The sequence below is a fragment of the Pseudomonas sp. B21-023 genome (assembly GCF_024749165.1).
In the GTDB taxonomy this organism is placed as follows: domain Bacteria; phylum Pseudomonadota; class Gammaproteobacteria; order Pseudomonadales; family Pseudomonadaceae; genus Aquipseudomonas.
The window spans coordinates 678,968-704,236 of sequence record NZ_CP087190.1; the positions used below are offsets into that span (position 1 = coordinate 678,968).

The 25,269-nt window shown below is 66.3% G+C and carries 22 protein-coding genes; 4 read left to right on the forward strand and 18 right to left on the reverse strand.

The window, feature by feature from the left end; genetic code table 11:
- Positions 1–149: 149 nt before the first annotated feature.
- The 10 genes from LOY42_RS03125 to cbiE form a co-directional block, all read right to left on the reverse strand.
- Complete coding sequence (locus LOY42_RS03125) at positions 150–1,514, reverse strand: PepSY domain-containing protein (RefSeq protein ID WP_258599769.1); 1,365 nt, start codon at positions 1,512–1,514, stop codon at positions 150–152.
- Positions 1,515–1,572: 58 nt separating this feature from the next.
- A complete protein-coding gene (locus tag LOY42_RS03130; protein ID WP_258599771.1) occupies positions 1,573–3,639 on the reverse strand; it encodes a TonB-dependent copper receptor in 2,067 nt (688 codons plus the stop codon).
- Positions 3,640–3,708: 69 nt separating this feature from the next.
- Entirely contained in the window at positions 3,709–4,134 is a 426-nt protein-coding gene (locus LOY42_RS03135; RefSeq protein WP_102683975.1) for a DUF2946 domain-containing protein, read from the reverse strand.
- A 20-nt stretch (positions 4,135–4,154) separates the two neighbouring features.
- Positions 4,155–4,640, reverse strand: coding sequence for a copper chaperone PCu(A)C (locus tag LOY42_RS03140; RefSeq protein ID WP_258599773.1), 486 nt, complete (start codon positions 4,638–4,640; stop codon positions 4,155–4,157).
- 47 nt (positions 4,641–4,687) lie between these two features.
- The gene (locus tag LOY42_RS03145) at positions 4,688–5,077 is read right to left on the reverse strand and encodes a DUF2946 domain-containing protein (protein WP_258599775.1); all 390 of its coding nucleotides are present in this window, start codon (positions 5,075–5,077) and stop codon (positions 4,688–4,690) included.
- A gap of 209 nt (positions 5,078–5,286) precedes the next feature.
- The gene (locus LOY42_RS03150; protein WP_023631114.1) at positions 5,287–6,141 is read right to left on the reverse strand and encodes an SPFH domain-containing protein; all 855 of its coding nucleotides are present in this window, start codon (positions 6,139–6,141) and stop codon (positions 5,287–5,289) included.
- Positions 6,142–6,168: 27 nt separating this feature from the next.
- Positions 6,169–6,606: an NfeD family protein gene (locus LOY42_RS03155; protein ID WP_102683977.1), complete on the reverse strand. Its 438-nt coding sequence runs from the start codon at positions 6,604–6,606 to the stop codon at positions 6,169–6,171.
- Between the two features lie 338 nt (positions 6,607–6,944).
- A complete protein-coding gene (locus tag LOY42_RS03160) occupies positions 6,945–7,673 on the reverse strand; it encodes a cobalt-precorrin-6A reductase (protein WP_258599777.1) in 729 nt (242 codons plus the stop codon).
- Positions 7,670–8,764 carry a cobalt-precorrin-5B (C(1))-methyltransferase gene (locus LOY42_RS03165; protein WP_139673748.1) on the reverse strand — a complete coding sequence of 365 codons (1,095 nt, stop codon included), beginning with the start codon at positions 8,762–8,764 and terminating at the stop codon, positions 7,670–7,672. The genes LOY42_RS03160 and LOY42_RS03165 overlap by 4 nt, the downstream gene beginning before the upstream one ends.
- The gene (gene cbiE / locus LOY42_RS03170) at positions 8,757–9,968 is read right to left on the reverse strand and encodes a precorrin-6y C5,15-methyltransferase (decarboxylating) subunit CbiE (protein ID WP_139673745.1); all 1,212 of its coding nucleotides are present in this window, start codon (positions 9,966–9,968) and stop codon (positions 8,757–8,759) included. Before cbiE ends, LOY42_RS03165 begins: the two co-directional genes overlap by 8 nt.
- 111 nt (positions 9,969–10,079) lie before the next feature.
- On the opposite strand from cbiE, the gene cobG reads away from it, so the two are divergent.
- The 4 genes from cobG to cobJ are packed head-to-tail and all read left to right on the forward strand — an operon-like array spanning position 10,080 to position 14,443.
- Positions 10,080–11,405, forward strand: a complete 1,326-nt coding sequence (cobG, locus tag LOY42_RS03175) for a precorrin-3B synthase (protein ID WP_139673743.1) — start codon at positions 10,080–10,082, stop codon at positions 11,403–11,405.
- On the forward strand, positions 11,398–12,024 hold the full coding sequence (locus LOY42_RS03180) for a precorrin-8X methylmutase (RefSeq protein ID WP_046854044.1): 627 nt from the start codon (positions 11,398–11,400) through the stop codon (positions 12,022–12,024). The genes cobG and LOY42_RS03180 overlap by 8 nt, the downstream gene beginning before the upstream one ends.
- Entirely contained in the window at positions 12,021–12,755 is a 735-nt protein-coding gene (locus LOY42_RS03185; protein ID WP_102683173.1) for a precorrin-2 C(20)-methyltransferase, read from the forward strand. The genes LOY42_RS03180 and LOY42_RS03185 overlap by 4 nt, the downstream gene beginning before the upstream one ends.
- Positions 12,743–14,443, forward strand: a complete 1,701-nt coding sequence (gene cobJ / locus LOY42_RS03190; protein WP_214500938.1) for a precorrin-3B C(17)-methyltransferase — start codon at positions 12,743–12,745, stop codon at positions 14,441–14,443. The genes LOY42_RS03185 and cobJ overlap by 13 nt, the downstream gene beginning before the upstream one ends.
- Before the next feature lie 12 nt (positions 14,444–14,455).
- Here cobJ and LOY42_RS03195 read toward each other — a convergent pair whose 3' ends face one another.
- From LOY42_RS03195 to prmA, 8 genes are all read right to left on the reverse strand, one after another.
- Positions 14,456–15,052, reverse strand: a complete 597-nt coding sequence (locus LOY42_RS03195) for a MarC family protein (RefSeq protein WP_023633040.1) — start codon at positions 15,050–15,052, stop codon at positions 14,456–14,458.
- Between the two features lie 129 nt (positions 15,053–15,181).
- Positions 15,182–17,956 carry a hybrid sensor histidine kinase/response regulator gene (locus LOY42_RS03200; protein WP_258599783.1) on the reverse strand — a complete coding sequence of 925 codons (2,775 nt, stop codon included), beginning with the start codon at positions 17,954–17,956 and terminating at the stop codon, positions 15,182–15,184.
- A gap of 136 nt (positions 17,957–18,092) precedes the next feature.
- Positions 18,093–19,385, reverse strand: a complete 1,293-nt coding sequence (purD, locus tag LOY42_RS03205) for a phosphoribosylamine--glycine ligase (protein ID WP_139673736.1) — start codon at positions 19,383–19,385, stop codon at positions 18,093–18,095.
- A 181-nt stretch (positions 19,386–19,566) separates the two neighbouring features.
- Positions 19,567–21,174: a bifunctional phosphoribosylaminoimidazolecarboxamide formyltransferase/IMP cyclohydrolase gene (gene purH / locus LOY42_RS03210; protein ID WP_023630842.1), complete on the reverse strand. Its 1,608-nt coding sequence runs from the start codon at positions 21,172–21,174 to the stop codon at positions 19,567–19,569.
- 78 nt (positions 21,175–21,252) lie between these two features.
- Positions 21,253–21,573 carry a DNA-binding transcriptional regulator Fis gene (fis, locus tag LOY42_RS03215; protein WP_011535876.1) on the reverse strand — a complete coding sequence of 107 codons (321 nt, stop codon included), beginning with the start codon at positions 21,571–21,573 and terminating at the stop codon, positions 21,253–21,255.
- Positions 21,570–22,583: a tRNA dihydrouridine synthase DusB gene (gene dusB, locus LOY42_RS03220; protein ID WP_102683176.1), complete on the reverse strand. Its 1,014-nt coding sequence runs from the start codon at positions 22,581–22,583 to the stop codon at positions 21,570–21,572. Before dusB ends, fis begins: the two co-directional genes overlap by 4 nt.
- A 205-nt stretch (positions 22,584–22,788) precedes the next feature.
- On the reverse strand, positions 22,789–24,120 hold the full coding sequence (locus LOY42_RS03225) for a DUF3426 domain-containing protein (RefSeq protein ID WP_258599784.1): 1,332 nt from the start codon (positions 24,118–24,120) through the stop codon (positions 22,789–22,791).
- A gap of 43 nt (positions 24,121–24,163) precedes the next feature.
- Positions 24,164–25,042 (reverse strand): 50S ribosomal protein L11 methyltransferase, encoded by an 879-nt coding sequence (gene prmA / locus LOY42_RS03230; protein ID WP_198754599.1) that lies wholly within the window; start codon positions 25,040–25,042, stop codon positions 24,164–24,166.
- Positions 25,043–25,269 lie beyond the last annotated feature (227 nt).

Genomic DNA, 25,269 nt, shown 5'->3' on the forward strand with positions numbered 1-25,269 from the left:
CTTGGCGGTACAGCGCGATGCTCGACATGACTGGAGTCAATGGTTGCATGGGCTGGCCTAATCGCCGGCAAGCCGGCTCCCACAGGGATCGCATCCACCCTTGTGGGAGCCGGCTTGTCGGCGATTAGGCCGGAACAGCCAAGCAAGGCTCAGGCCCGGGCCAAGGCCCGTTGCCGCACCACCAGGCTATCCACCACCCACATCACCACCATGGACAACCCCACCAGCGGGAAGGCGACGCCCAGCAACAGCATCACCCCCACCGCCGTCTTCCAGCGCGGTAGGTCATGGCGCAGCGGCGGCACGCCGAGCCCACCGGCCGGTTTGCGCTTCCACCACATCACCAGCCCGCTTACCGAACCCAGCAGGATCATCAGGCATACCAGCAGGATGACGAGCTGGTTCAACGACCCGAACATCTTCCCTTCGTGCAGCATCACCCCCAGCTCCGTGGCGCGGGCCACCGGGCTGTAGTCCTGCCAGCGCACGTCGGCCAGTACTTGGCCGGTATACTGGTCGACATGCAAGGTGGCGTCGTTGCGCGGATCGTCGGCGAACACGGCGATAGTGAACACGCCGTCGGCACCGGTCGGCAGGGTGATGCTGTAGCCCGGTTCGACCTTGCGCAGGGTGGCGACCTCCTCGACCTGCTGCAGGCTCACCTGCGGCGCCGCCGGGGCGTGATCCATCATGTGATGCCCGGCATGCTCGGCATGGGCGCCGGACACCGGCATCGGCGTGTTCTCCATCGCCCACGGCACGGTCTGGCGGTGGGCGCTGTTGAGGTCGCGCGCTTCTTTATCGGACTTCGGCACGTCGTTCCACATGGCCGCTGGGAAGCGGTTCCACAGGTCGGCGTACTGCTTGCCCCACAGCCCGGTCCAGGTCATGCCGCTGAGCAGCATCAACAGCAGCAGCGTCGAACCCCAGAAGCCGGTGACGGCATGCAGGTCGCGCCACAGCAAGCGGCCGCGCGCGCTGAAACGTGGCCACAGCACGCCCGCGCTGCTGCGCCCGCGTGGCCACCAGAGATAGAGGCCGGACACAACCAGGACGATGCCCCAGCCGGCCGCCAGTTCCACCAGCCGGTCACCGACCGTGCCGACCATCAGTTCGCCATGCAGGGCGCGGGCGATGGCCTGCAGGTTCTGCTTGCCATCCTGCTCGCCCAGCACCTTGCCGCTGTACGGGTCGACGAAGACATTCAGCTCGCGCCCGCCGTCATGCACCACGAACTGCGCGCTGCGCTCGGCGTTGATCGCTGGCAGGTACTGGCCCACCTGCCCCTGGGGATAAGCCTGGCGCACATTGGCCAGCAGCGTGTCGGCAGCCTGCCGGTGATGGCCGGCCTCGACCACCATCAGCTCGCGGTACATCAACGGGTCGAGTTGTGGCTTGAACAGGTAGATGATCCCGGTAAGCGCCAGCAGGATCATGAACGGCGCCACGAACAGCCCGGCATAGAAATGCCAGCGCCACGCCAGGTTGTAGAAGGAAACGTTTGGTTTGCTCATGGGAGCCTCCCGTAGACCTTGTGTGGGCGCGGTCAGGCCCCGCGCCCGTTTGTTGTTGTCAGAAGCTGAAGTCGACCTTGGTCCAGAAGGTCCTGCCTGGCTCGTTCACCGGCTGGGTACTGTTGGCCGGGTAGCCGAACCCGGCGTTCCCGGCCAGGTTCAGGTGCTCGGCGTAGGCCTTGTCGAACAGGTTGTCGACGCCCGCGCTGAGCTTGAGGTTGTTGTTCACCTTGTAGGCACCGTTGAGCGAGAACACGCCGAAGCCGGCACTTTTGTCGTAGTCCTTGCCGACCACGTTGCCCTGGTTCTGGGCGATGCGGTTCTGCTCGGCCACCAGGCGCCACAGGGCGCCGACGCTCCAGGTGTCGCGGCTGTAGGTCAGGCCCAGGCGGCTTTCCAAGGGCGGCATTTGCGGTAGCGCCTTGCCATCACTGCTGTTCTTGCCCCAAGCGTAGGCGAGCGTGGCGTCGGCCTTCCAGTTCTCGGTCAGCTTGTAGGCCGCGCCCAGTTCACCGCCCATGATGCGGGCGTCGATGTTCTGCGCCTGGGAGGTGAGGTTGCCCATCATGTTGCGTTGGTAGTCGAACAGGATGTAGTCGCGGATCTGGCCAACATAGCCCGATGCCCAGGCTTCCAGACGCTCGTCGCGATACTGGATGCCGAAGTCGAGCTGGGTGGTTTTCTCCGGCTTGATGCCGTCGAAGGCATTCACCGAGCCGGCCGGGGGGCGCTTGGGCGAGAACAGCTCCCAGTAGTCGGGGAAGCGCTGGGTGTGACCGAGGCCGATGTAGGTGGTGGCGGGGATCGCCGCCAGGTCGTGCTCGTAGCGCACGAAACCGCTGGGCAGCGTGTCGGCGCGGGTGTCGCCCTCGGTGGCGCTGCCCTTGCGGAAGTCGCGGGCCGAGGCGCGGTCCAGGCGGGCGCCGGTGATCAGGCGGTCCTCGCCGGTCGCATACCAGGTGAGCTCGCCGAAGGCGCCGTAGTTGTGGAAGTCGGCATCCTTGGTCCAAGGCTGGCCCTTGTGCGCGTTGACCCCCATGCCGCCACGCTGGCGGTGCTCGTTGGTCTGCGCATCGATGCCGCTGATCAGTTGCACGTCAGCCCAGCGCCAGGTGGCCTTGATCCGCGCACCCAGGGTGCGGCGGTCGACGTTGCTGACCATGGGCATGCCCATCATGCCGCTGCCCGACGGGGTGCGCAGGGTGTAGTTGTCCATCACGTGGTCGGCGTAGTTGTAGTAGACCTGCGCCTCGACCTTGTCGAGCATCTCGCCGAGGTTGGACTTCTCGAAGCGCAGCCCCAGGCTTTCACGCTTGAACTGGGAACCGTCCATGCCACGCCCGGCGGAGCGGGCCTCGCCGTCGCCCTTGCCGGCGGTCAGCTCGAGCAGGGTGTCGGCGTCCGGGGTCCAGCCGAGGCTGACATCGCCGTTCCACTTGTCCCAGCGCGAAGGCACGGTGTCGCCGTTGCCGTCTTCGAAGTCGTCCGAGTGCGACTGGTTGCCGACGAAGCGCACATAGCCGAGCTGGTTGCCGGCCGCGGCGTCTAGCACTTTGTCGAAGCGACCGTTGGAGCCGGCCAGCACGCTGCCGTTGACCCGGCTGCCGAGCTCGCCGAATTTCTCCGGGTCACGCTCGAAGAGTATGGTACCGGCCGAACCGCCCGGCCCCCAGATCACGCTTTGCGGGCCCTTGATCACGGTGAGGCGGTCGTAGGTTTCCGGGGAGATGTACGAGGTCGGGGCGTCCATGCGGCCCGGGCAGGCGCCGAGCATCATGCCGCCGTTGGTGAGGATGTTCAGGCGCGAGCCGAACATGCCGCGCAGCACCGGGTCGCCATTGGTGCCGCCCGCGCGGATCACCGAGAAACCGGGGATGGTCTTGAGGTAGTCGCCGCCGTCGCTGGCCGGCACGGGCTGGCGCGGGTCCTTGGGGTTGGTGACCACGGTCAGCGGCGAGCTCGGGGCGATGGCGGTGATCACCGTCGGGCTCAGCTCGGCAGTGTCGTGGATGTGGCCTTCATGGCCGGTTTCGACGGCAAAGGCCAGTGGCGCGAGCAGCGAGCCGCACAGTACGGCGATGGTCCCACGCAGGGAAAGTGCAAAAACAGGGGTGCAGCCGGACATAATGATTCCAGTCGATCAGTCATGAGTCAGCGCGAAGCCTCCTGGCTTCGGGCGTTTATCGCGTTGTGTTCAGGCGACGATCGAACGGGGTGGCGCGCGGCTGCGGGCGCCGGGGAATACAGCCTGCCGGGCATGGCCCTGGCGCGTGGCATTGGTGAGGTGGACAGGGGGGATCTGGCTGCCCGCTGTCAGCGGGCTGAGGGTCTGGGGCAGGGCGGGGCAGTTGAACAGCAGGCTGCAGTAGCCGCACTTCTCCCACATGACATGCAGCTGGCCATCGTTGCCGTGGCCATGGTGCTCGTCGTGGGCCATGGGCATGCTCATCGACATGTCCATGGGCATGGCCATGCCGGCGTGGTGCTCCATCGGCATCGACTGGGAAACCAGCGGGCCGATGAAGATCATCCACATGGCGAACAGGCTCAGCCAGCCGCCACCGACGCGCCTGCGATCAGGGCGGGTGCTGCGGGCGGAGCTGTAGCGCGGCAGGCTCATGGCGAGCGCCTGTCAGTCGGTCAGTGCGTGTGTTCGTGCGCTGCAGCCTGCTCGGCCGGCGGCTGCTTCTGCACCGCGACGTCGACCGTGACGTCACCGGCTTTCTCGAAGTGCAGTGTCAGCGGGAAGCGCTTGCCGTCGGTGAGCAGGCTGCGGTCCTTGGGCTGCATGATCATCACGTGGTAGGCGCTGGGGGCGAACACCACATCCTTGCCGGCCGGGACCAACACGCTGGGCACATGTTGCATCTTCATGGCGCCGGCGGCGCTCATCACATGCTCATGCAACTGGGCGTCGTCGCTGACGGGGCTTTTCACCGAAAGCAGGCGGTCATCGGCCTTGCCGTTGTTGTGCACGACAAAGTAGGCGGCGACGTTGGGCGCGTTCGGCGGCAGCTCCAGCGACCAGGGGTGGGCGATGTGCAGGTCGCCGACGTTGTACTCGTGGGCGTTGGCGTAGGCGCCGGGCAGCAGCAGGGCGGCCAGGACGAGGGCTTGCTTGAGCATGGGTGAGTCTCCGGTCTGTTCAGGTTCTGAAGGACAGCGTAGTGAACTCAGACCAGCGGAGAGGCACGGGGATTGAGCGCGGGCCAGAGCTGGCGCGGCGTGAGTTGGTAGTCGGCGAGGTGCGGCAGGTGCCCGGCGATCAGAAGCGGCGGGTTGTGCAACTGTGGCGGGTAGCTGGGCAAGGCCAGCAGTGGCGCCGCGCCCAGGCAGCACCAGCAGTTCATCATGCTGGCGCTGTCGTCGCTTTGCGGCCCCAGGTCGATCTTGGCCAGGGCCTGGACATCGACCTTGGCCTTGTTGGCCATGCTGGAGCAGAAAGCCCCCCACAGCAGCTGCTCGGCCGGGCCCTTGGGCGCGGCCGAAGACAGCGGCATGGCCAGCAGGTTGAACAGCACTGCAAGGCAGGCTATCCAGGCAATGTGCCGACGTGGGGGCATGGAGAGATCCGGTCAGGAATCGTGATGGCTATTGTACGGCGGAGTATAGGTAAAAAAGCCGGGGTGCGGTGAAGTGCCGCACCTGGGGCTGCTTTGCAGCCCTTTCGCTGGCAAGCCAGCTCCCACAGGTGTTGCGGCAACCCTGTGGGAGCCGGCTTGTCGTGACGACGAACCGCGGCGAAAAGGGGCGCAAAGCGCCCCCGACGATATCAAGCTTTGCCGCGCCCCATCAGGCCGCGCACGGTTTCCTGCAGGTCAGCCGGCAGCACCACGACTTTCGAATTGTCGCTGGCCGCCAGGTTCTCCATCGCGCCAATGTAACGCTCACCCAGCAGGTACATGGCCGGCACGGTCTCGCTGCCCACCGCTTCCTTGACCAGGGTGATCGCCCGCGCCGACGCCTCGGCCAGGTTCACCTGGGCCTCGGCATCCAGCTTGGCCGCCTGCAGGCGCGCTTCGGCCTCGAGGATCGCCGCCTGCTTGTTGCCCTCGGCGCGGGTCACGTCGGCTTTACGTTCACGCTCGGCGGCCGCCTGGCGTTCCATGGCGGTCTGCATGCTCGGCGATGGCTTGATGTCCTGGATCTCCACCGAGCGCACGGTCACGCCCCAGTCTTCGGTCTGCTCGGACATCGCCTCGCGCAGGCGCGCCTTGATCTGCTCGCGGCTGGACAGCGCCTCGTCCAGGTCCATGGCGCCGACGATGGCGCGCAGCGAGGTCATGGTCAGGCTGGTGACGGCGAACGAGAAGTTTTGCACGCCGTAAGAGGCTTTCTGTGGGTCGACCACCTTGGCGAAGCACAGGGCGTTGGCGACGATCACCGCGTTGTCCTTGGTGATGATTTCCTGCTGCTGCACGTCGAGGATGATGTCCTTGGTCGGCAGGCGGTAGGCGACCACGTCCATGTACGGAATGACGATGTTCAGGCCGGGCTTGAGGGTGCTGTGGTAGCGGCCCAGGCGTTCGACGATCCATTCCTCGCCCTGGGGCACGATGCGCACGCCCTTGAACACGGTGATCAGGACGAATACAGCGAGGGTGGCGACGACGATGAGGCTGGTCATGCTTGCGAACTTCCTTTTAGTGCAGATTCAGGCCCGGGTGACCCGGGCGGTGTTGCCTTCGATGGCGGCCAGGCGCACACGCTCGCCGGCGGGGATGTCGCTGTCGGCAACGCAGGTCCATTCCTCGTTGCCGAGGATCGGCTTCTGGAAGCGCACGCGGCCTTTCTGGAACTGCGACACGGCGCTGGTCAGCAGGCCGACTTCGCCGATCACGCTGTCGGCGGTCCAGCGCACGTCCGGCTTCTTGCGCCGGAACACCTTGAACCAGAGGGCGGTGGTGATCGATGAGAGCACCACCCACAGCAGGCCCTGCATATCGAGTTGCAGGCCGGGAGCAAGCAGCGAAATGAACGACACCAGCACGGCACCGATGCCGAACCAGAGAATGAAGAAGGTGGGGAGCACCAGTTCCAGCAGGATCAGGGCCACGCCGAAGACGAGCCAGATCCACCATTGCATTTCCATATGGGTGGAGCCTTCCAGAAGAGGGAAGGTGATTGTACGGCAGGATAAAGGCACAGGGCCATTTACCTGTCCTAACAAGCTCTGCTGGAGAGTGTGTCGCGACGCTGATCGGCCAGCTGTTCGCGCTGAATGACGAAGTCGCTGGTTACACCGTCATTTGCAAACCAGGTGTCCCAATCGCTTTCGAGGACAGGGGGCGCATTTTCATAAGCTGTGTTTGGGGGGCGTTTGGGCGTATCTGGCATGAGGTGGCTCCATTCGAAGTACCTGGGAAGGGCTACACCTTGCTTAATCTTGTGGAGCGATGAAAGCGTCAATGTGTTTCGGAAGATGCCGGGTTATTCCGGACGGAAGCTCAGAGCCTCAAATAGCCGTTTCGGATCAGGGAAAGTTCGATCCACTTCCGGCAGCACCGGCCGCTTGAGCACCAGCACTGGAATCCCGCGCTCCCTTGCCACTTCCAGCTTCGGCTCGGTGGCCGTGCTGCCACTGTTCTTGCTCACCAGCACGTCGATCCGTCGACGTTCGAACAGGGCACGCTCATCGTCGATGAGGAATGGTCCGCGCGCACCGATCACTTCACAGCGTTCATTGTCGGGACACGCTTCGAGGGCGCGCAGGGTCCAGAACTGGTGTGGGGGGATTTCGTCCAGATGTTGCAGGGGTTCGCGGCCAAGGGTGAACAAGGGGCGCTCGAACGGGGCCAGTGCCTCGATCAACCCGGCCCAGTCCTCGACTTCGCGCCAGTCATCGCCGGGCTGCGCCTGCCACGCCGGGCGGCGCAGGGCCCAGCAGGGAATGCCAGCGCTGCGTGCGGCGAGGGCGGCGTTGCGGCTGATCTGCGCGGCATAGGGATGGGTGGCGTCGATTAGCAGGTCGATGCCTTCGGCGCGCAGGTACTCGGCCAGGCCTTCGGCGCCGCCATAGCCGCCGACCCGCACCTGGCAGGCCAGGTCCTGGGGAATACGGCCGATGCCGGCGAGGCTGTAGACATGCTGCGGCCCCAACTGGCGAGCGATGACCAGGGCCTCGGTGACACCGCCCAGCAGCAGGATCCGCCCGTTCATGCCACGCCCGCCTTGCCGACGATGCCGCCCTGGCGATCGATGGCGAACACTTCGACCTGCACCTGGGCAGGCACCACGCTGCGGGTGAAGAGCAGGGCGTGACGGCAGACCTCGTTGCCCAGGGCGATACCGGCGGCATGGGCCAGGGCCAGCGCTTGCTGGCTGGTGTTGGCGCTGACGATGGCCTGTTGCAGGGTGGTATCGGCGCCAATGGCCGCCGCCCAGCCCGCCAGCTGCGGCAGGTCGATGCTCGAATGGCGGCTGTGCAGGTCCATGTGCCCGGCCGCCAGCTTGCTGATCTTGCCGAAGCCACCGCATAGCGTGAGGCGCGGCACCGGCACCTTGCGCAGGTGCTTGAGCACGGCGCCGACGAAGTCGCCCATCTCGATCAGGGCGATCTCCGGCAGGTTGTAGACCCGGCGCATGGTGTCTTCGCTGGCGTTGCCGGTGCAGGCGGCGATATGCGTGTAGCCGTTGGTGTGAGCGACGTCGATGCCCTGGTGGATCGAGGCGATGTAGGCCGAGCAGGAAAACGGCCGGACGATGCCGCTGGTACCGAGGATCGACAGCCCGCCGAGGATGCCCAGGCGTGGGTTCATGGTCTTCAGCGCCAGCGACTCGCCGCCCTGGACATTGACCGTGACTTCGAAACCGCCGCCATAGCCGCATTCGCTGGCCAACTGTTGCAGGTGGTCGCCGATCATCCTGCGCGGTACCGGGTTGATCGCCGGCTCGCCGACGCCCAGCACCAGGCCCGGGCGGGTCACGGTCCCTACGCCTTGCCCGGCGACAAAGCGAATGCCGGGCTCGGCCAGCAGGCGCACCTGGCTGTAGAGCAGGGCGCCATGGGTGACATCGGGGTCGTCGCCGGCATCTTTCAGGGTGCCGGCTTCGGCGGTCTCGCCGTTGAGATGGCAGAACTCCAGGCGCATCTCCACCACCTTGCCCTTGGGCAGGGTGATGTGCACCGCGTCGTTGTGCTGCCCGGTCAGCAGCAGGCGCGCCGCCGCCAGGCTGGTGGCGGTGGCGCAGCTGCCGGTGGTCAGGCCGCTGCGCAGGGGCGCGGGCTGTTCGCGGGTTTCTTCACGCATCGACAGGTTTCACCACGTCGAGCAAAGTGATCGGCAGGGCCTGGCGCCAGGTGTCGAAACTGCCCAGCGGCTGGGTGTGGGCGATATGGATACGGGTCAGCTCGCCGCCATGCTGGTCGCGAAATTGCCCCAGGGCGACCTCGCTTTGCAGCGTGACAGCGTTGGCAACCAGGCGCCCGCCCGGCAGCAGGCGCTCCCAGCACAGGTCGAGCACGCCTTCGCGGGTGACGCCGCCGCCGATGAAGATCGCGTCCGGACGTTCCAGCCCGGCCAACGCTTCGGGTGCCTTGCCGCGGATCAATTGCAGGCCGGGCACGCCGAGGGTGTCGCGGTTGTGTTCGATGTAGCCCTGGCGGCCTTCGTCCGCCTCGATCGCAAGGGTGCGGCAGCTGGGGTGGGCGCGCATCCATTCGATGCCGATGGAGCCGCAACCGGCGCCTACGTCCCACAGCAGTTCGCCCGGTTGCGGTGCCAGGCGGGCCAGGGTAATCGCTCGCACGTCGCGCTTGGTCAGCTGGCCGTCGTGACGGAAGGCGCTGTCAGGCAGGCCGGCCACGCGAGGCAGGCGCGGGGTATCAGGCGAGGCCTGGCATTCGATGGCGACCAGGTTGAGCGGGGCGATGTCGGTATGTGGCCAATCGTTGGCGGTGCCGCTCAGCGTTCGTTCCTGTGGGCCGCCGAGGTGTTCGAACACCTGGAGACGGCTGGGGCCGAAGCCACGTTCGCGCAGCTGCGCGGCAATGGCCGCCGGGCTGCCTTCGTCGTTGCTCAGCACCAGCAGGCGCATGCCGCTGTACAGGTGGGCATTGAGCGCCGCCAGCGGGCGGGCGACCACCGAGACCACCTGCACGTCCTGCAGCGGCCAGCCCAGGCGGGCGGCGGCCAGGGCGCAGGAGGAGGGCAGCGGCAGTACCTGCAGTTCCTCGGCGGGCAGCTGGCGCGCCAGGCTGGCGCCGACGCCGTAAAACATCGGGTCGCCGCTGGCCAATACGCATACCGGCTCACCGCGCAGGGCCAGGACCGGGGCCAGGGAGAAGGGGCTGGGCCAGTGCAGTTGCTCGGCGGTCACACAGCGGGGCAACAGGGCCAGCTGGCGCGGGGCACCGATGATTCGCGTGGCCGATAGCAGGGCGCGCCGGGCCTGTTTGCCCAGGCCGCTGAAGCCGTCTTCGCCGATGCCTATTACTGTCAGCCAGGGGGCCATCTGTTCCTCATACCGTTTATTGATCGCGGAGCGTTCGACCACCGGTTTTTCATGCCGCCGGACAAAGCAGGCATAATACCGCGCCTTCTACACTGAAGCGCACTTTCACGATTGCCGGATGCCCCCTTGACGCCGCCCCTGCCCCCCGAAGTTTCGCCCCGTCCCTCGGCCTGCCCGGGGTTGTGGCGCATCGTCGCCGCGCGCGATGGCGGCATCTGCCGGATCAAGCTGCCCGGTGGCCTGCTGCTGGCCGACCAGGCCGATGCCGTGGCCGACGCCGCCGAGCGTTTTGCCGGAGGCGTGATCGAGGCGACCAACCGAGCCAATCTGCAGATTCGCGGCATCGGTGATGATCACCGGGGCCTGGTCGAGCATCTGCTGGCTGCCGGGCTCGGCCCGCGTGACGCGGCCGGTGATGATGTGCGCAACCTCATGGTCAGCCCATTGGCCGGGCTCGATCCGGCGATGGTGTTCGACACCCGACCGTTGGCCGGGCAGATTCTTGACCTGCTGGAAAGTACACCCAGGCTCCACAAGCTGTCGGCCAAGTTCGCCATGCAACTCGATGGCGGCGAAGCGCTGGCGATGCTCGAGCACGCCCATGATCTGTGGCTGTCCGCGATGCAACGCGAAGGACGGATCTGGTTGCGGTTCGGGCTCGCTAGCAGCCTGTCGAATAGCCAGGCGCTGGGCGCGGTGCCGGTGGAGCAGGGGCTGGCGTTGGTGCGCGCGGTGCTGGAGCGCTTCCTCGACCTGGCGACGCCCGAGCAGTCGCGCATGCGTCAATTGCTGCAGGTGTGCCCGGTGGAGCACTTTCTTGAAGGGCTGCCCCTGAAAATCGACACCTCATTGCTGGTTTGGCAGCGCCCGGCTACGACAAGTGCCTGGCTTGGCGTGCTGCCCCAGCGCCAGGGCGTGGCCCTTGGCGTCGCGCCGCCCCTCGGACGCCTGACCCCAGCCATGCTGCGCGGCGCCGCCCATGTCGTCCGCCAATGGGGCGATGGCAGCTTGCGCCTGACGCCTTGGCAAAGCCTGGTACTGACCAACCTGAACCCGGCCCATGTGGAGCCTGCCCGCGAACACCTTGCAGCCCTGGGCCTGCTGTGTCACAGCGAGCACCCGCTGGCGCGGGTCGTCGCCTGCACCGGCTCCAGCGGCTGCGCCAAGGGCCAGGCCGACACCAAGGCCGATGCCGTGACCCTGGCCGGCTTGCTGCACCACGGCGCCCCAGGCAGCGTGCACCTGTGCGCCTGCCCACGTTCCTGCGCCATGGCCCATACGGCCCCGGCCACCCTGCTGGCCCGCGCCCCGGGCCGCTATGACCTTTACTTGCGCGATGCGCGCCAGCCGGGCTTCGGCAGGCTGCGCGGCGCCGACCTCACCCCAGAAGAAGCAGGCGCCATGCTCGACCTGCCGACGGAGCACCTTGATGATTGACTACATCCGCGATGGTCAGGAGATCTATCGCAATTCCTTCCGCATCATCCGCGAGGAAGCCCGGCTCGAGCGGATCCCCGCCGATCTTGAAAAGCTCGCCGTGCGCGTGATCCATGCCTGCGGCATGGTCGAAGCCATCGATGGCCTGCAGTTCTCCGAAGGCGCCGGCAGTGCAGGCCGCGAGGCCCTGGCCAAGGGCGCGCCGATCCTCTGCGACGCGCACATGGTCGCCGAAGGCATCACCCGCGCCCGTCTGCCGGCCAACAACCCGGTGATCTGCACCCTGCGTGACCCGAGCGTGCCGGACCTGGCCAAGGCTGAAGGCAACACCCGTTCCGCCGTGGCCCTGGAGCTGTGGCGCCCGCATCTGGAAGGCAGCGTGGTGGTGATCGGCAACGCGCCGACCGCGCTGTTCTACCTGCTGGAAATGCTCGATGCCGGCGCACCGAAGCCGGCGTTGATCCTTGGCTTCCCGGTTGGCTTCGTCGGCGCCGCCGAATCCAAGGCGATGCTCGCCGCCGACAGCCGCGGCGTGCCGTTCGTGATCATGCAGGGCCGCCTGGGCGGCAGCGCGATGGCCGCCGCCGCGGTCAACGCCCTGGCCACGGAGGTGGAATGATGCAGGCACGCGGACGACTGCTGGGCCTGGGCGTGGGCCCGGGCGACCCCGAACTGATCACGGTCAAGGCCTTGCGCCTGCTGCGCGAGGCGCCGGTGGTGGCGTACTTCGTCGCCAAGGGCAAGCGCGGCAACGCCTTCGGCATCATCGAAGCGCACCTGCAAGCCGAACAGACCCTGTTGCCCCTGGTGTATCCGGTGACCACCGAGGCGCTGCCGGCACCACTGTCCTATGAACAGGTGATCAGCGACTTCTACGACGAAGCCAGCGTGCAGGTGGCCGAACACCTGGATGCCGGCCGTGACGTGGCGGTGATCTGTGAGGGCGACCCGTTCTTCTACGGCTCCTACATGTATCTGCATGATCGCCTGGCCTCGCGCTATGAGGCCCAGGTGATCCCGGGCGTGTGCTCGATGCTCGGCGGCGCCTCGGTGCTCGGAGCGCCGCTGGTGTATCGCAACCAGACCCTCACCGTGCTTTCCGGCGTGTTGCCCCATGAGGAACTCAAGCGCCGTCTGGCCGATGCCGACGCCGCAGTGATCATGAAACTGGGACGCAACTTCCCCAAGGTGCGCCAGGTGCTCGCCGAACTGGGCATGGATAGCCGTGCGCTGTACGTGGAGCGGGCGACGATGGCCAACCAGAAGATCGTCGCGCTGGACGAGGTCGACCCACAGTCCTCGCCATACTTCTCGCTGATCATCGTGCCGGGTGAGAAATGGCAGGGATGAACAAGGCTCCGGCAATCGTCATTCTCGGCCCGGGCAGCCTGGCCACCGCGCGGCGTATCCAGGCCTGTTATCCACAGGCGCTGATCCATGGCCTGGAAGGGCGCGTGGAAGGGGCGGACGTATACTACGCAGCATTTGGCGACACCCTGCGTGCGCTGTACCAGCAGGACACGCCGATCATCGCCCTGTGCGCGGCAGGTATCGTCATTCGCACCCTGGCGCCGCTGTTGAGCGAAAAAGGCGTCGAGCCACCGGTACTGGTGGTGGCCGAGGACGGCAGCGCCGTGGTGCCGCTGCTCGGTGGCCTGGGTGGGGTCAATATCATGGCCCGAGAGATCGGTGAGGCGCTGGGTGTGAGCGCGGCGATCACCACCAGTGGCGAACTGCGCTTCGGCACCTGTCTGCTCAACCCGCCCGAGGGTTACGCACTGGCGGACCTGGAGCAGGGCAAGCGCTTCGTCTCCGACCTGCTGGCGGGCGAGGCGGTGCGTGTCGAAGGTGACGCGCCATGGCTCGAACACGTCCAGCTGCCCGCCAGTGACGAGGCGCAGCGCACTATCCACGTGGGCAGCGCACTGCGTCCGGCCAGCCGTGACGAACTGCTGATCCATGCGCGTTGCGTGGTGGTGGCGGTCACGGCCGGTAGCGCCGACCTGGCGCACCAGGTACGCGAGGAACTGCTGCGGGCGAACATCGCCGAGCCCGCGCTGGCCTGCCTGCTGGCGAGCGAAGCCGAGATGGCGGAGCCGGCCCTGCACGAAGCTGCACGGGCACTGAATGTTGCCCTGCGCTTCGCCCCGGCCGCCGAAAGCCTGGAGCGGATGCTGGCTGATGCAGTGCCGCAAGCGCGTGTAGGTTCGTCGGCGGGGCTCGCCCACGGTGTTTGCGCAGCACCTGTCGACATCGACCGCGTTGGCCGTCGCCGTGGTCGCCTGGCCGTGATCGGCCTGGGCCCTGGTGCCGCCGAGCTGATGGTGCCGGCGGTCAAGGCGGAGCTGGCGCGTGCGCAGGATGTGCTGGGTTACGAAACCTACGTGCGCATGGCCGGCCCCTTCCGCGACGATCAGGTGCTGCACTGCACCGACAACCGCGAAGAGATGCAGCGTGCTCGGCATGCCTTCGAGCTGGCGGCGCAAGGGCGTTCGGTGGTGGTAGTGTCGTCGGGCGATCCGGGCGTGTTCGCCATGGCCGCCGCGGTGCTCGAAGCGCTCCACGAGTCCAGTGACCCGGCCTGGCAGCGCGTCGAGCTGGAGATCCTGCCTGGCGTCTCGGCCTCGCTGGCTACCGCCGCCCAGGCGGGGGCGCCACTGGGCCACGATTTTTGCGTGATGTCGCTGTCGGACAACCTCAAACCCTGGTCGATCATCGAGAAGCGCCTCGACCTGGCGGCCCAGGCGGATCTGGTGCTGGCGTTCTACAACCCGATCTCCAAGGCCCGCCCTCATCAGCTGGGTATGGCGCTGGAGGTGGTACGCCGCCATCGCGGTGCAGGCACCCCCGTGGTGCTGGGCCGTGATATCGGCCGGCCAGGGCAGACCCTGCGCGTGGTGACCTTGGGCGAGCTGCTGCCGGAGATGGTCGACATGCGCACCATGGTGCTGGTCGGCTCCTCGACCACCTGCACCTTCCCCCGTGCCGATGGCGGCCAGTGGGTGTACACGCCGCGCTGGTACCCCGCCAAGCCCTGAGCGGAGCCGGGGTCAGGGCAGCAGGTAGCCCTTGATCCCGGTGAAGATGATCTGCGCCGCCAGGGCGCAGACGAACAGCCCCATCAGGCGGCTGACGATCTGCAGGCCCTGGTCGCCGAGAATCCGTTCGATACGGTGCGAGAGGTACAGCACCAGGCCCACGGTGAAGCTGGCCAGGGCGATGCTGACGATGGCCAGCAGCTTGTCGTCCCAGTGCGGTTGGCCCACGCCCATCACCAGCAACGCACCGATGGTGCCGGGGCCGACGGTGAGCGGAATGGTCAGCGGCACGATGGTCACGTCCTGCTGCACGTTGTCGGTCTGCACCGCCGACTTGCCCTGGGCCATGCCCAGCGCGGAGATGAACAGCACCGAGCCGGCGCCGATGCGGAAGGCGTCGGCGGTGATGCCGAATACCCCGAAGATCACCCGCCCGAACAGGTACAGCAGCACGCTGGCGACCAGCGTGGCAATGGCTACACGCCAGGCCAGTTGCTTGCGTTCCTTGCTGGAGTGGCCGCGAGTCAGGCCGATGAAACATGAGAGCACGAAGAACGGGCTGTAGAGCACGAGCATTTTCAGGTAAACGCTGAACAACTCATGGAGCATGGCGCTGGGTCCGCGGCGGGAATGGGTGGCACCTGTATAGCACGGAACCTGTAGCAGCGGCTTCAGCCACGATCACCCGCGAAGCGGGTGCCCGATTCTGAGGTGGCTGCCTCGCGGCTGAAGCCGCTGCTACAGGATCTGCGTGGTGTCGTCGGACACCGCCTGGCGCTGCCCCGCCCAGAACTGCACCAGCTCGCGCAACTGCGACAACTCCACCGGCTTGGCCATGTGCCCGTCCATGCCAGCCAGGCGCGCGCGTTCCTTGTGTTCGTTGAGGATGTGCGCGGTCAATGCCACCACCGGGGTACGCGGGCGCTGGTTGGCGCTTTCCCAGGCGCGCAGCTGCTGGGTGGCGGAGAAACCATCGAGCACCGGCATCTCGCAGTCCATCAGCACCAGGTCGTAGTGCTTGGCCTTCATCGCCTGCAAGGCCTCTTCACCATTGCTGGCGGTATCGGGTTCGAGGTTGAGCTTGCCGAGCATGCCGCGGATGACCTTGGTCGAGATGCTGTTGTCCTCGGCCACCAGGATGCGGAAGTCGCCGGGCAGGTCCAACGGCACCGGGGTACCGACCGGCAGTGGCGGTGCGGCCTGCTCGCGGCCGCGCAGGGCGAGCTCCTCGGCAAGGGTGGTCTTGAGCGTGTAGCCGGCCACCGGCTTGGCGAGGATACGCTTGACCCCGGCGTTGCGGGCGATGATCTTGCTCGGCGCATTGCTGATGCCGGTGAGCATGACCACCAGGATGTCGTGGTTCAGGCTCGGATCTTCCTTGATCTTCGCTGCCAGTTGCATGCCGGTCATGCCGGGCATGTTCTGGTCGAGCAGCACCGCGTCGAAATAGTCACGCAGATGCGCCTTGGTGCGCAGCAAGGCCAGTGCCTCCTTGCCCGACGGCACCGCGCTGACGTTCATGCCCCAGGCGCTGCATTGCTGCACCAGCACCTTGCGGCAGGTGTCGTTGTCGTCCACCACCAGTACCCGGGCATCGCGCAGCGGGCCGTCGAGGTCGGTGGGCGGCTGCTCCAGGCGCAGCGGGTCGAGCGGCAGGGTCAGCCACAGGGTGTTGCCCATGCTGGTGCTGGTCTTGATGCCGAACTCGCCCTGCATCAGGCCGATCAGTTGCTTGGCGATCACCAGGCCAAGGTGGCCACCGAGTTTGTTGCTGGAGAGGAAGTGGCGGCTGTGCAGCTCGGCCTGCAGCAAGGCGTCACGCTCGGCCGGCGGCATGGGCTCGCCGCTGTCCTGCACGGCGATGCGCAGGCGTGGGCTGTCGCCGCGCTGGTCTAGGGCCACCACCAGCAGGATCTCGCCCTGGCTGGTGTTCTTCAGGGCGTTGTCCAGCAGACTCGACAAGGCCTGGCGCAGGCGTGTCGGATCGCCGCTGACGACCCGGGGCACCTGGGGCTGGGTGAAACTGATCAGCTCGATGTTCTGCTGTTCGGCCTTGGCTCGGAAGATGTTCAGGCAGTCCTCGATCAGGGCATTGAGGTCGAACTGCACGTCGTCCAGCTCGATCTGCCGCGACTCGAGCTTGGAGATGTCGAGGATTTCGTTGATCAGGGTGAGCAGTTCGTTGCCGGCGCTGTGGATGGTCTGCACATAGTCGCGCTGCTTGACCGACAGCGGCGTGCCCAGCAGCAACTCGGTCATGCCCAGCACGCCGTTCATGGGGGTGCGGATCTCATGGCTGATCTTGGCCAGGAACTCGGCCTTGGCGTTGATCTCGGCATCGCTGGCGGCCAGGGCGCGGCTGGCGCGAAAGCGCTCCTCGCTGATCCGGCGCAGGCGCTCGCTGACTGCCAGGTTGAGCAGCAGGCCGCTGACCACGGTCAGCGCCATGAGGATGCACAGCAACCAGGGCGTGGAGGTGCGGGTGAGGCCCAGCAGGGCCGGCAGCAGCACCAGGCCGCCGAGGTTGAACACCAGCATCGCCACGGCGAACAGGCGCGCCGGGCCGTAGCCCTTGTACCAGTGATAGCCGCTGACCAGCAGCATGCTCACGCTGCCCAGGGCGAGCAAAGCGTAGGTCATCAGGTTCAGCGGCAGGGTGTCGACGAACAGCAGCACCAGGCCGCTGACGGCGGCCACCAGCATCTCCAGGTGCAGCAGGCGGTTGAGCCGCGCCGAACTGCAGGGGGAGAAGAAGTGCAGGGTGAAATACAACCCGGCCAGGCCTGCCAGCACCAGCGTCAGGTAGGCCGCCGGGGTCTGCGCGCTGTGCCACAGGTGCCACCAGGGCCCGCTGAGGTTTAGCAGGATCAGCGCGCTGAGCAACATCAGGCCGTGGTACAGCGCCAGCACCAGCGTGGTACTGGAACGCGTGTAGGCAAAACGGATCAGGTTGTGCAGGATCAGCATCACCAGGCCACCGAACAACAGGCCGAACAGCAACGACTGGCGCTGGTCGGCGGCGGCGTGGGCGGTGGTCTCGACAGTGATGGCCGGGCGCAGTTGGTGTTCGGAAACCAGCCGCAGGTAGATATCCAGCGGTTGGTTACTGTGCGGCAGTGGCAGCACGTGGTCCCTGCCGCGCAGGGTGGGGCTGAGGCCGTCGCCCTGCCGGCCATGGTGCAACTGGCGCAGCAGTTTGCCGCCTTCCAGGGCGTAGAGGTCCAGGCGTGACAGGTCGGGGGCGAAAATACGAACCAGTTGTTCCTGGTCGCTCGGATCCAGACGGTAGTGCAACCACAGGGCCTGGTCGGGGAGGGCGGCATCCAGTTCTTCGAGGGCCAATGGGCTGAACTGGTTGCGGTAGCGTTCGGAGCGCACGTCGGACAGCTGCAGGTTGGCCTGTTCATCGAGCAGCGCCGACCAGCCCGCGGCCTGTTCGGCGTGCGCCGGGAGCAGGCAGAGCAGGGTCGTCAGACTGACGAACAGGGCTATGGCAATCCGAAGCCGACGCACGACGAAATCCCTTCTTAGCTAATGTGCCGGATAACCACTATGCGCGGCGCGCCAAGGCGAAGGCAAGGCCCCGGCGGGGCCTTGACGACGAGCCGAAGGCCGTGCGCCGGGAGCACCACGACCGTTGGCTGCACTTTTACTGCTGCTCACCGCGCTCGCGGGCGATGGCCCGGTAGCCGATGTCGTTGCGGTAGAAGCTGGCGTCCCACTTGACCTGCTCGGCCAGGCGGTAGGCCTGCTGCTGGGCGGCTTCGACGGTGTCGCCCATGGCGGTGGCGCACAGCACGCGGCCACCGGCGGTGACCACCTGGCCGTCCTTCAGTGCGGTGCCGGCGTGGAACACCTTGCCTTCCAGCTTGGCGGCGGCGTCCAGGCCGCTGATCGCGGCGCCCTTGGCGTAGTCGCCCGGGTAACCACCGGCGGCCAGCACCACGCCCAGGCTCGGGCGCGGGTCCCATTGCGCTTCGACCTTGTCCAGGGCCTTGGCAAAGGCTGCTTCGATCAGCAGCACCAGGCTCGACTCCAGGCGCAGCATGACCGGCTGGGTTTCCGGGTCGCCGAAGCGGCAGTTGAACTCGATGACCTTGGGGTTGCCCGCCTTGTCGATCATCAGGCCGGCATACAGGAAGCCGGTGTAGACGTTGCCTTCCTCGGCCATGCCGCGCACGGTTGGCCAGATCACCTGGTCCATCACGCGCTGGTGCACGTCGGCGGTGACCACTGGCGCTGGGGAGTAGGCACCCATGCCGCCGGTGTTCGGGCCGGTGTCCTGGTTGCCGACACGCTTGTGATCCTGGCTGGTGGCCATTGGCAGCACGTTGTGGCCATCGACCATGACGATGAAGCTGGCTTCCTCGCCGTCGAGGAACTCTTCGATCACCACGCGCGAACCGGCTTCACCGAAGGCGTTGCCGGCAAGCATGTCGCGCACGGCGTCTTCGGCTTCCTGCAGGGTCATGGCGACGATCACACCCTTGCCTGCAGCCAGGCCGTCGGCCTTGATCACGATCGGCGCGCCTTTCGCACGCAGGTAGGCCAGGGCCGGCTCGATCTCGGTGAAGTTCTGGTAGTCGGCAGTCGGGATCTTGTGGCGGGCCAGGAAGTCCTTGGTGAAGGCCTTGGAGCCTTCCAGCTGGGCCGCGCCCTTGGTCGGGCCGAAGCAGTCCAGGCCACGGCTGCGGAACAGGTCCACGACACCGATGACCAGCGGCGCTTCCGGGCCGACAATGGTCAGGTCGACGTTCTTCTCGGCGAAGTCGGCCAGTTGCTCCAGGGCAGTGACGTCAATGGCGACGTTCTCGCACTTGGCTTCGCTGGCGGTGCCGGCGTTACCCGGCGCCACGAAGATTTTCTCGACCCGTGGGTCCTGGGCGACTTTCCAGGCCAGGGCGTGTTCACGACCGCCGCTGCCGATGATCAAAACTTTCATGTCAAAACCTCGAAATCTGTCGAACGAGAGGCAGCGCCCCTCGCTGTACGAGGTCGCAATGAAACAGGTAGATGCAAGGCGGGGACGGTTCCGATGAGCGCAGTTGCCTTATGGCAATGAGCATCAGCGGAACCGGCCCCAACGCAGCAGATGCCTGCTTCAGTGCGGCCGATTGCCATAATCAGTGGCGGAAGTGGCGCATGCCGGTGAATACCATGGCGATACCGGCCTCGTCGGCGGCGGCGATGACTTCGGCATCGCGCATCGAACCACCTGGCTGGATCACGGCGCTGATACCCACTTTAGCCGCGTTGTCGATGCCATCACGGAACGGGAAGAACGCATCCGAGGCCATTACCGCGCCCTGCACTTGCAGACCGGCATGCTCGGCCTTGATCGCGGCGATGCGCGCGGAGTTGACGCGGCTCATCTGGCCGGCGCCGACGCCGATGGTCTGGCGCTGCTTGGCGTAGACGATGGCATTGGACTTGACGAACTTGGCCACTTTCCAGGCAAACACCAGGTCGTGGATTTCCTGCTCGGTCGGCGCACGCTTGGTGACGATCTTCAGGTCGTCGGCAGTGATCATGCCGATATCGCGGCTCTGCACCAGCAGGCCACCGTTGACGCGCTTGAAGTCCCAACCGGCGGCGCGCTCGGCTGGCCACTCGCCGCACTCCAGCAGACGCACGTTCTGCTTGGCGGCCACGACTTCGCGGGCGGCCTGGGAGATTTTCGGGGCGATGATCACTTCGACGAACTGGCGCTCGACGATGGCTTTGGCGGTTTCGCCATCCAGCTCGCGGTTGAAGGCGATGATGCCGCCGAACGCCGACTCGGTGTCGGTGGCGTAGGCCAGGTCGTAGGCCTTGCGGATACCGCCTTCGTCTTCAGGCACCACGGCCACGCCGCACGGGTTGGCGTGCTTGACGATGACGCAGGCCGGCTTTACGAAGCTCTTCACGCACTCCAGCGCGGCGTCGGTGTCGGCCACGTTGTTGAACGAAAGCTCCTTGCCTTGCAGCTGGATGGCGGTGGAGATGCTGGCTTCGCCTTTCTTGGCCTCGACGTAGAACGCCGCGCTCTGGTGCGGGTTCTCGCCGTAGCGCATTTCCTGGGCCTTGACGAACTGGCTGTTGAAGGTGCGCGGGAACTCGCTGCGGTCTTCGGTGGACAGGGTGTCCTTGGCCTGGTCGATGGTACCCATGTAGTTGGCGATCATGCCGTCGTAGGCGGCGGTGTGCTCGAAGGCCTTGAGCATCAGGTCGAAGCGCTGGGCGTAGGTCAGGCCGCCGGCTTTCAGGCCTTCGACAATGCCGGCGTAATCGCTGGCGTTGACCACGATGGCCACGTCCTTGTGGTTCTTCGCCGCGGAACGGACCATGGTCGGGCCGCCGATGTCGATGTTCTCGATGGCGGTCGGCAGGTCGCAGCCCGGCTTGCTGATGGTGGCTTCGAACGGGTACAGGTTGACCGCGACCAGGTCGATCGGCTTGATGCCATGCTCGTTCATGATGGCGTCGTCGGTGCCGCGACGGCCCAGGATGCCGCCGTGGATCTTCGGATGCAGGGTCTTGACCCGGCCGTCCATCATTTCGGCGAAGCCGGTGTAGTCGGCCACTTCCACCGCGTTCACGCCATTGTCCTTGAGCAGCTTGTAGGTGCCGCCGGTGGACAGGATCTCGACACCGAGCTGCTGCAGCTCACGGGCGAATTCGAGGATACCGGTCTTGTCGGAGACGCTGATCAGGGCGCGGCGGATCGGCAGGCGGGTAGTCTGGTCGGTCATTTCAGATTCCATAACGCGGTGGAGTCAGCAAAAAAGGCGCCTCTTTGCATGAGCGCCTTTTTGGTTGGGGTTCTGGCCTTACAACAGATCGTACTGCTTGAGCTTCTTGCGCAGCGTGCCTCGGTTGAGCCCGAGCATCTCGCTGGCCTTGGTCTGGTTGCCCTTGACGTAGTTCATCACGCATTCGAGCAGGGGCGCCTCGACTTCCGAGAGCACCAGGTTGTACACGTCCGTGACGGTAGCGCCTTCCAGGTGGGCGAAGTAGTTGTGCAGTGCCTTCTCGACGCTGTCGCGCAGGGTCTGGCCCTCTTCGCTCGGCGTGTTCAGGTGCTGCTTGAGGTTGGCGTTGTCGCTCACGGGCGTTGTTCCACTCACTAATGTCTCGGTCATCATCGTCATGCGGCCACCCCTTGTTCGTCCTCTGTCCCAAGGCTCTGTCGACGTTCGGCGAAAAACGCCTGAACGTTGGCGCACTGCGCTTGTGTGTCTTGCAAAGCGTTGAACTGGCTGCGGAACTCCTTGCCGCCAGGTCGGGTTGCCAGGTACCAGCCAACGTGCTTGCGGGCGATCCGCACGCCCATCACATCGCCATAGAAGGCATGCAGCGCGGCCAGGTGCTCCAGCAGAATGCGTTCTACTTCGTCCAGCGCCGGGGCGGGGAGGTGCTCGCCCGTGCGCAGGTAATGCTCGACCTCGCGGAAAATCCACGGCCGCCCCTGGGCGGCACGGCCGATCAGCAGGCCGTCGGCGCCGGTGGCATGCAGCACCGCCCGGGCCTTTTCCGGCGAGGTGATGTCGCCGTTGGCAAATACCGGGATCGACACCGCCTGCTTGATCGCGGCGATGGTGTCGTACTCGGCGTCACCGGTGTACAGGTCGGCGCGTGTGCGGCCATGCACCGCCAGCGCCTGGATGCCGGCCTGTTCGGCGATCTTCGCCACGTTCAGGCCGTTCTTGCTCGCCCGGTCCCAGCCGGTGCGGATCTTCAGCGTCACCGGTACGTCCACGGCGCCGACGACGGCATGGAGGATTTCGGTGACCAAGGCTTCATCTCTCAATAAAGCAGAGCCTGCGGCCTTGTTGCAGACTTTTTTCGCCGGGCAGCCCATGTTGATATCGATGATCTGCGCGCCGGCCTCGACGTTGGCCCGGGCCGCCTCGGCCATCATCTGCGCGTCGCCACCGGCGATCTGCACCGAGCGTGGCTCGGGATCACCTTCGTGGATGCGGCGCAGGCTCGACTTGCGGCTGTTCCACAGGCGCATGTCGCTGGAAACCATCTCCGACACCACCATGCCCGCGCCAAGGCGTTTGCACAGCGTTCGGAAAGGTTGGTCCGTGACGCCGGCCATGGGGGCCAGGATCAGGTTGTTCTGCAGTGTGTAAGGGCCGATGCGTACCGCCGACATAGGTGTTCCCTGTTGTGGGGCCGAATCATTGGAGTTCGAAAAAGGGATGGCATGATACCCGCTCTCGATGACCGGATAAAGATGAATCTGGATAAAATCTGAACAGTTGCGGCGTTATGACACCCAGTGCCAAGTGGCGAGCTTCAAGCTGCAAGAGGCCTGCAGACAGGCTTTTACCTGCGGCTTGAAGCGTGCCGCCTGTCGCTTATTCCGGCGAACGGAAGCTCAGGCTGTAGTTCACCGCCTTCGGCCCAGGGTCGAGGATGTCCAGGGCGATGTGGATCGGCGTCTGGCTGGGCATCTCGCCGCGCCCGGCCAGTTCGCCCGACAGGTACTCGCTGGGCTTGAAGCGCCGGCTGGCGATCAACTGGCCGTTGAGGTCGGCGAAGCGCAGCTCGAGCAGCGGGAAGGGCTGGGCGAAGGGCGCACGGTTGTAGATGATCGCGTCGACGATCAGCGCCCCTTTGAAGTCCGGGTGGCTGCGCACCACCAGGTTGCTGCTCTTGATCCGCGAGATGTCGACGCGGGTCGGCACCTGGCAGCCGAGCATCGGACACAGCTGTTGGAACCAGGGGCGATACTGGTCCTGGCGGGCCATTTCGTCGAAGTGGAACCAGATGTACTGGAATGCCAGCAAGCCCGCGGCCAGCAGGGTCAGGAGACCCCACAACAGGCGCTTGCCCCAGTTCGGGGTTGGCTTTTCCCAGCCCAGCTGCAACGGGTCGTCGACCACGTCGACCAACGGCTCCTTGCGCGAGCGCTCGGGCTTGGCGGCCAGGCTCGGTTCCAGGCGCTGCCCGGGATGTTCGTCGGGGTCATCGTCGCGGGCCGAGAACGGCGCGCCGTGCACCTCGTCGTCGAGCGCCGAAAGGCCCTTTTCCGGCAAGGGTTCGTCATGGCTGGGCAGCTGCCGCGAGGGTTCGTCGAGGTCGTCGTCGAGTGGCCGATCGCGCACTGGTGGTTCATCGTCCAGATCGAGGCTGGTCGCGCCGAGGGTAGGCTCGGTGCGCTCGTCGTCGGCCGGCGCCAGGTCCAGCGACTCCTGCTCGACCAGCATCGGTGCGTCCTCGCGCTCCTGCGCCGGCTCACGGTCGCCGTCAGTGGCCGTGCCGAACGGTTCATCGCCAGGCCCATCACCGAGCTGATCGTCGCGGCGGGCCTGGAGCATGCCCTTGGCCGGGGCTGCGCGTCGATCACCCGGGCTGCGCCGTTCAAGGCGCGCCAGCTCCTGGTCGAGGTCGAGGGCGTCCAGTTCCTCGGCCGTGACCGTCCAGTTGTCCTCGCTCGGTGCCGGCGGGGCGGCCTCCGGTTGCACGGCTGCGGGCGCTGGCACGGCCGGCTCGACTGCCGGCACCGGCGCACGAATGTCGCCTTCGCCAGCCGTGGCGCGGTTCTGCTCCAGCAGTTGCTTCGCCGCGTTGAACACCTGCAGGCATTGGCCGCAGCGCACCACGCCGCGGGCCACGCTCAACTGGTGATGGGTGACGCGAAAGCTGGTCTGGCAATGCGGGCACTGGGTGACGAAACTGTCGGTCATGCGGCTGTCCGGGAAGCTGTGCAGGAGATGAGTCTAGGCGCGCTTAGCGGCGGCGACCACTGATACGTACCCAGCCGTCGCGCACGACGATCGGGTCCAGGTCGAAGTCGGCGGCATAGGCGGCGGCCACTTCCTCGCCCTGTTCGGCGAGGATGCCCGACAGCGCCAGCAGGCCGCCGGGGCGCACCAGGCCGGACAGCTGCGGCGCCAGCGCTACCAGCGGGCCGGCCAGGATGTTGGCGACCAGCACGTCGGCCTGCATCGCCGGCATCTGCTCGGGCAGGTACAGGTCGAACGTGTCGTCGGCAATGCCGTTGCGCTGGGCGTTGTCACGGGAGGCCTCGATAGCCTGCACGTCGATGTCGGTGCCGACCGCGTGGCGGGCGCCGAGCAGCAGCGCGGCAATGGCCAGGATGCCCGAGCCGCAGCCGAAGTCGAGCACTTGCGTGCCTTGCAGCTGCTGGCCGTCGAGCCATTCCAGGCACAGCGCGGTGGTCGGGTGGGTACCCGTGCCAAAGGCCAGGCCCGGGTCGAGCAGCAGGTTGACCGCGTTCTTTTCCGGGGCTTCGTGCCAGCTCGGCACGATCCACAGGCGCTGGCCGAAACGCATCGGCTGGAAGTTGTCCATCCAGCTGCGCTCCCAGTCCTGGTCCTCGATCACCTCGGCGTGGTACTCGGGGAGCTCGGCGCCGGTCAGCAGGCGCAGGTGGGCGAACACCTGCTCGGGCTCGGCATCGGCCTCGAACAGCGCCAGCAAGTGCGTGTGCGACCACAGCGGGGTGGTGTTGAGGTCCGGTTCGAAGATCGGCTGGTCTTCGGCGTCCATGAAGGTCACCGAGACAGCACCCACTTCAAGCAGGGCGTCTTCGTAGGTTTCGGCTTGTTCCGGGCTGATGGCCAGGCGTACTTGCAGCCAGGGCATGGCGGGCACCTTTGGTAAATCGACAGGGGCAGCCCGAGGCTGCGCGAAAAGGCCGCCAGTTTACTTGAGTGCGTGGGGTTTGTGCAGAAGTCGCATGCCGGCATGCGCCATACCTGTGGGAGCTACTGGCTTGTTTGCCTGTACCGGCCTCTCGCCGGCAAGCCGGCTCCCACAGGATGACACATTGCTTTGGGCTAGCGCGGTCGGGGTGGGAGCCGGCTTGCCGG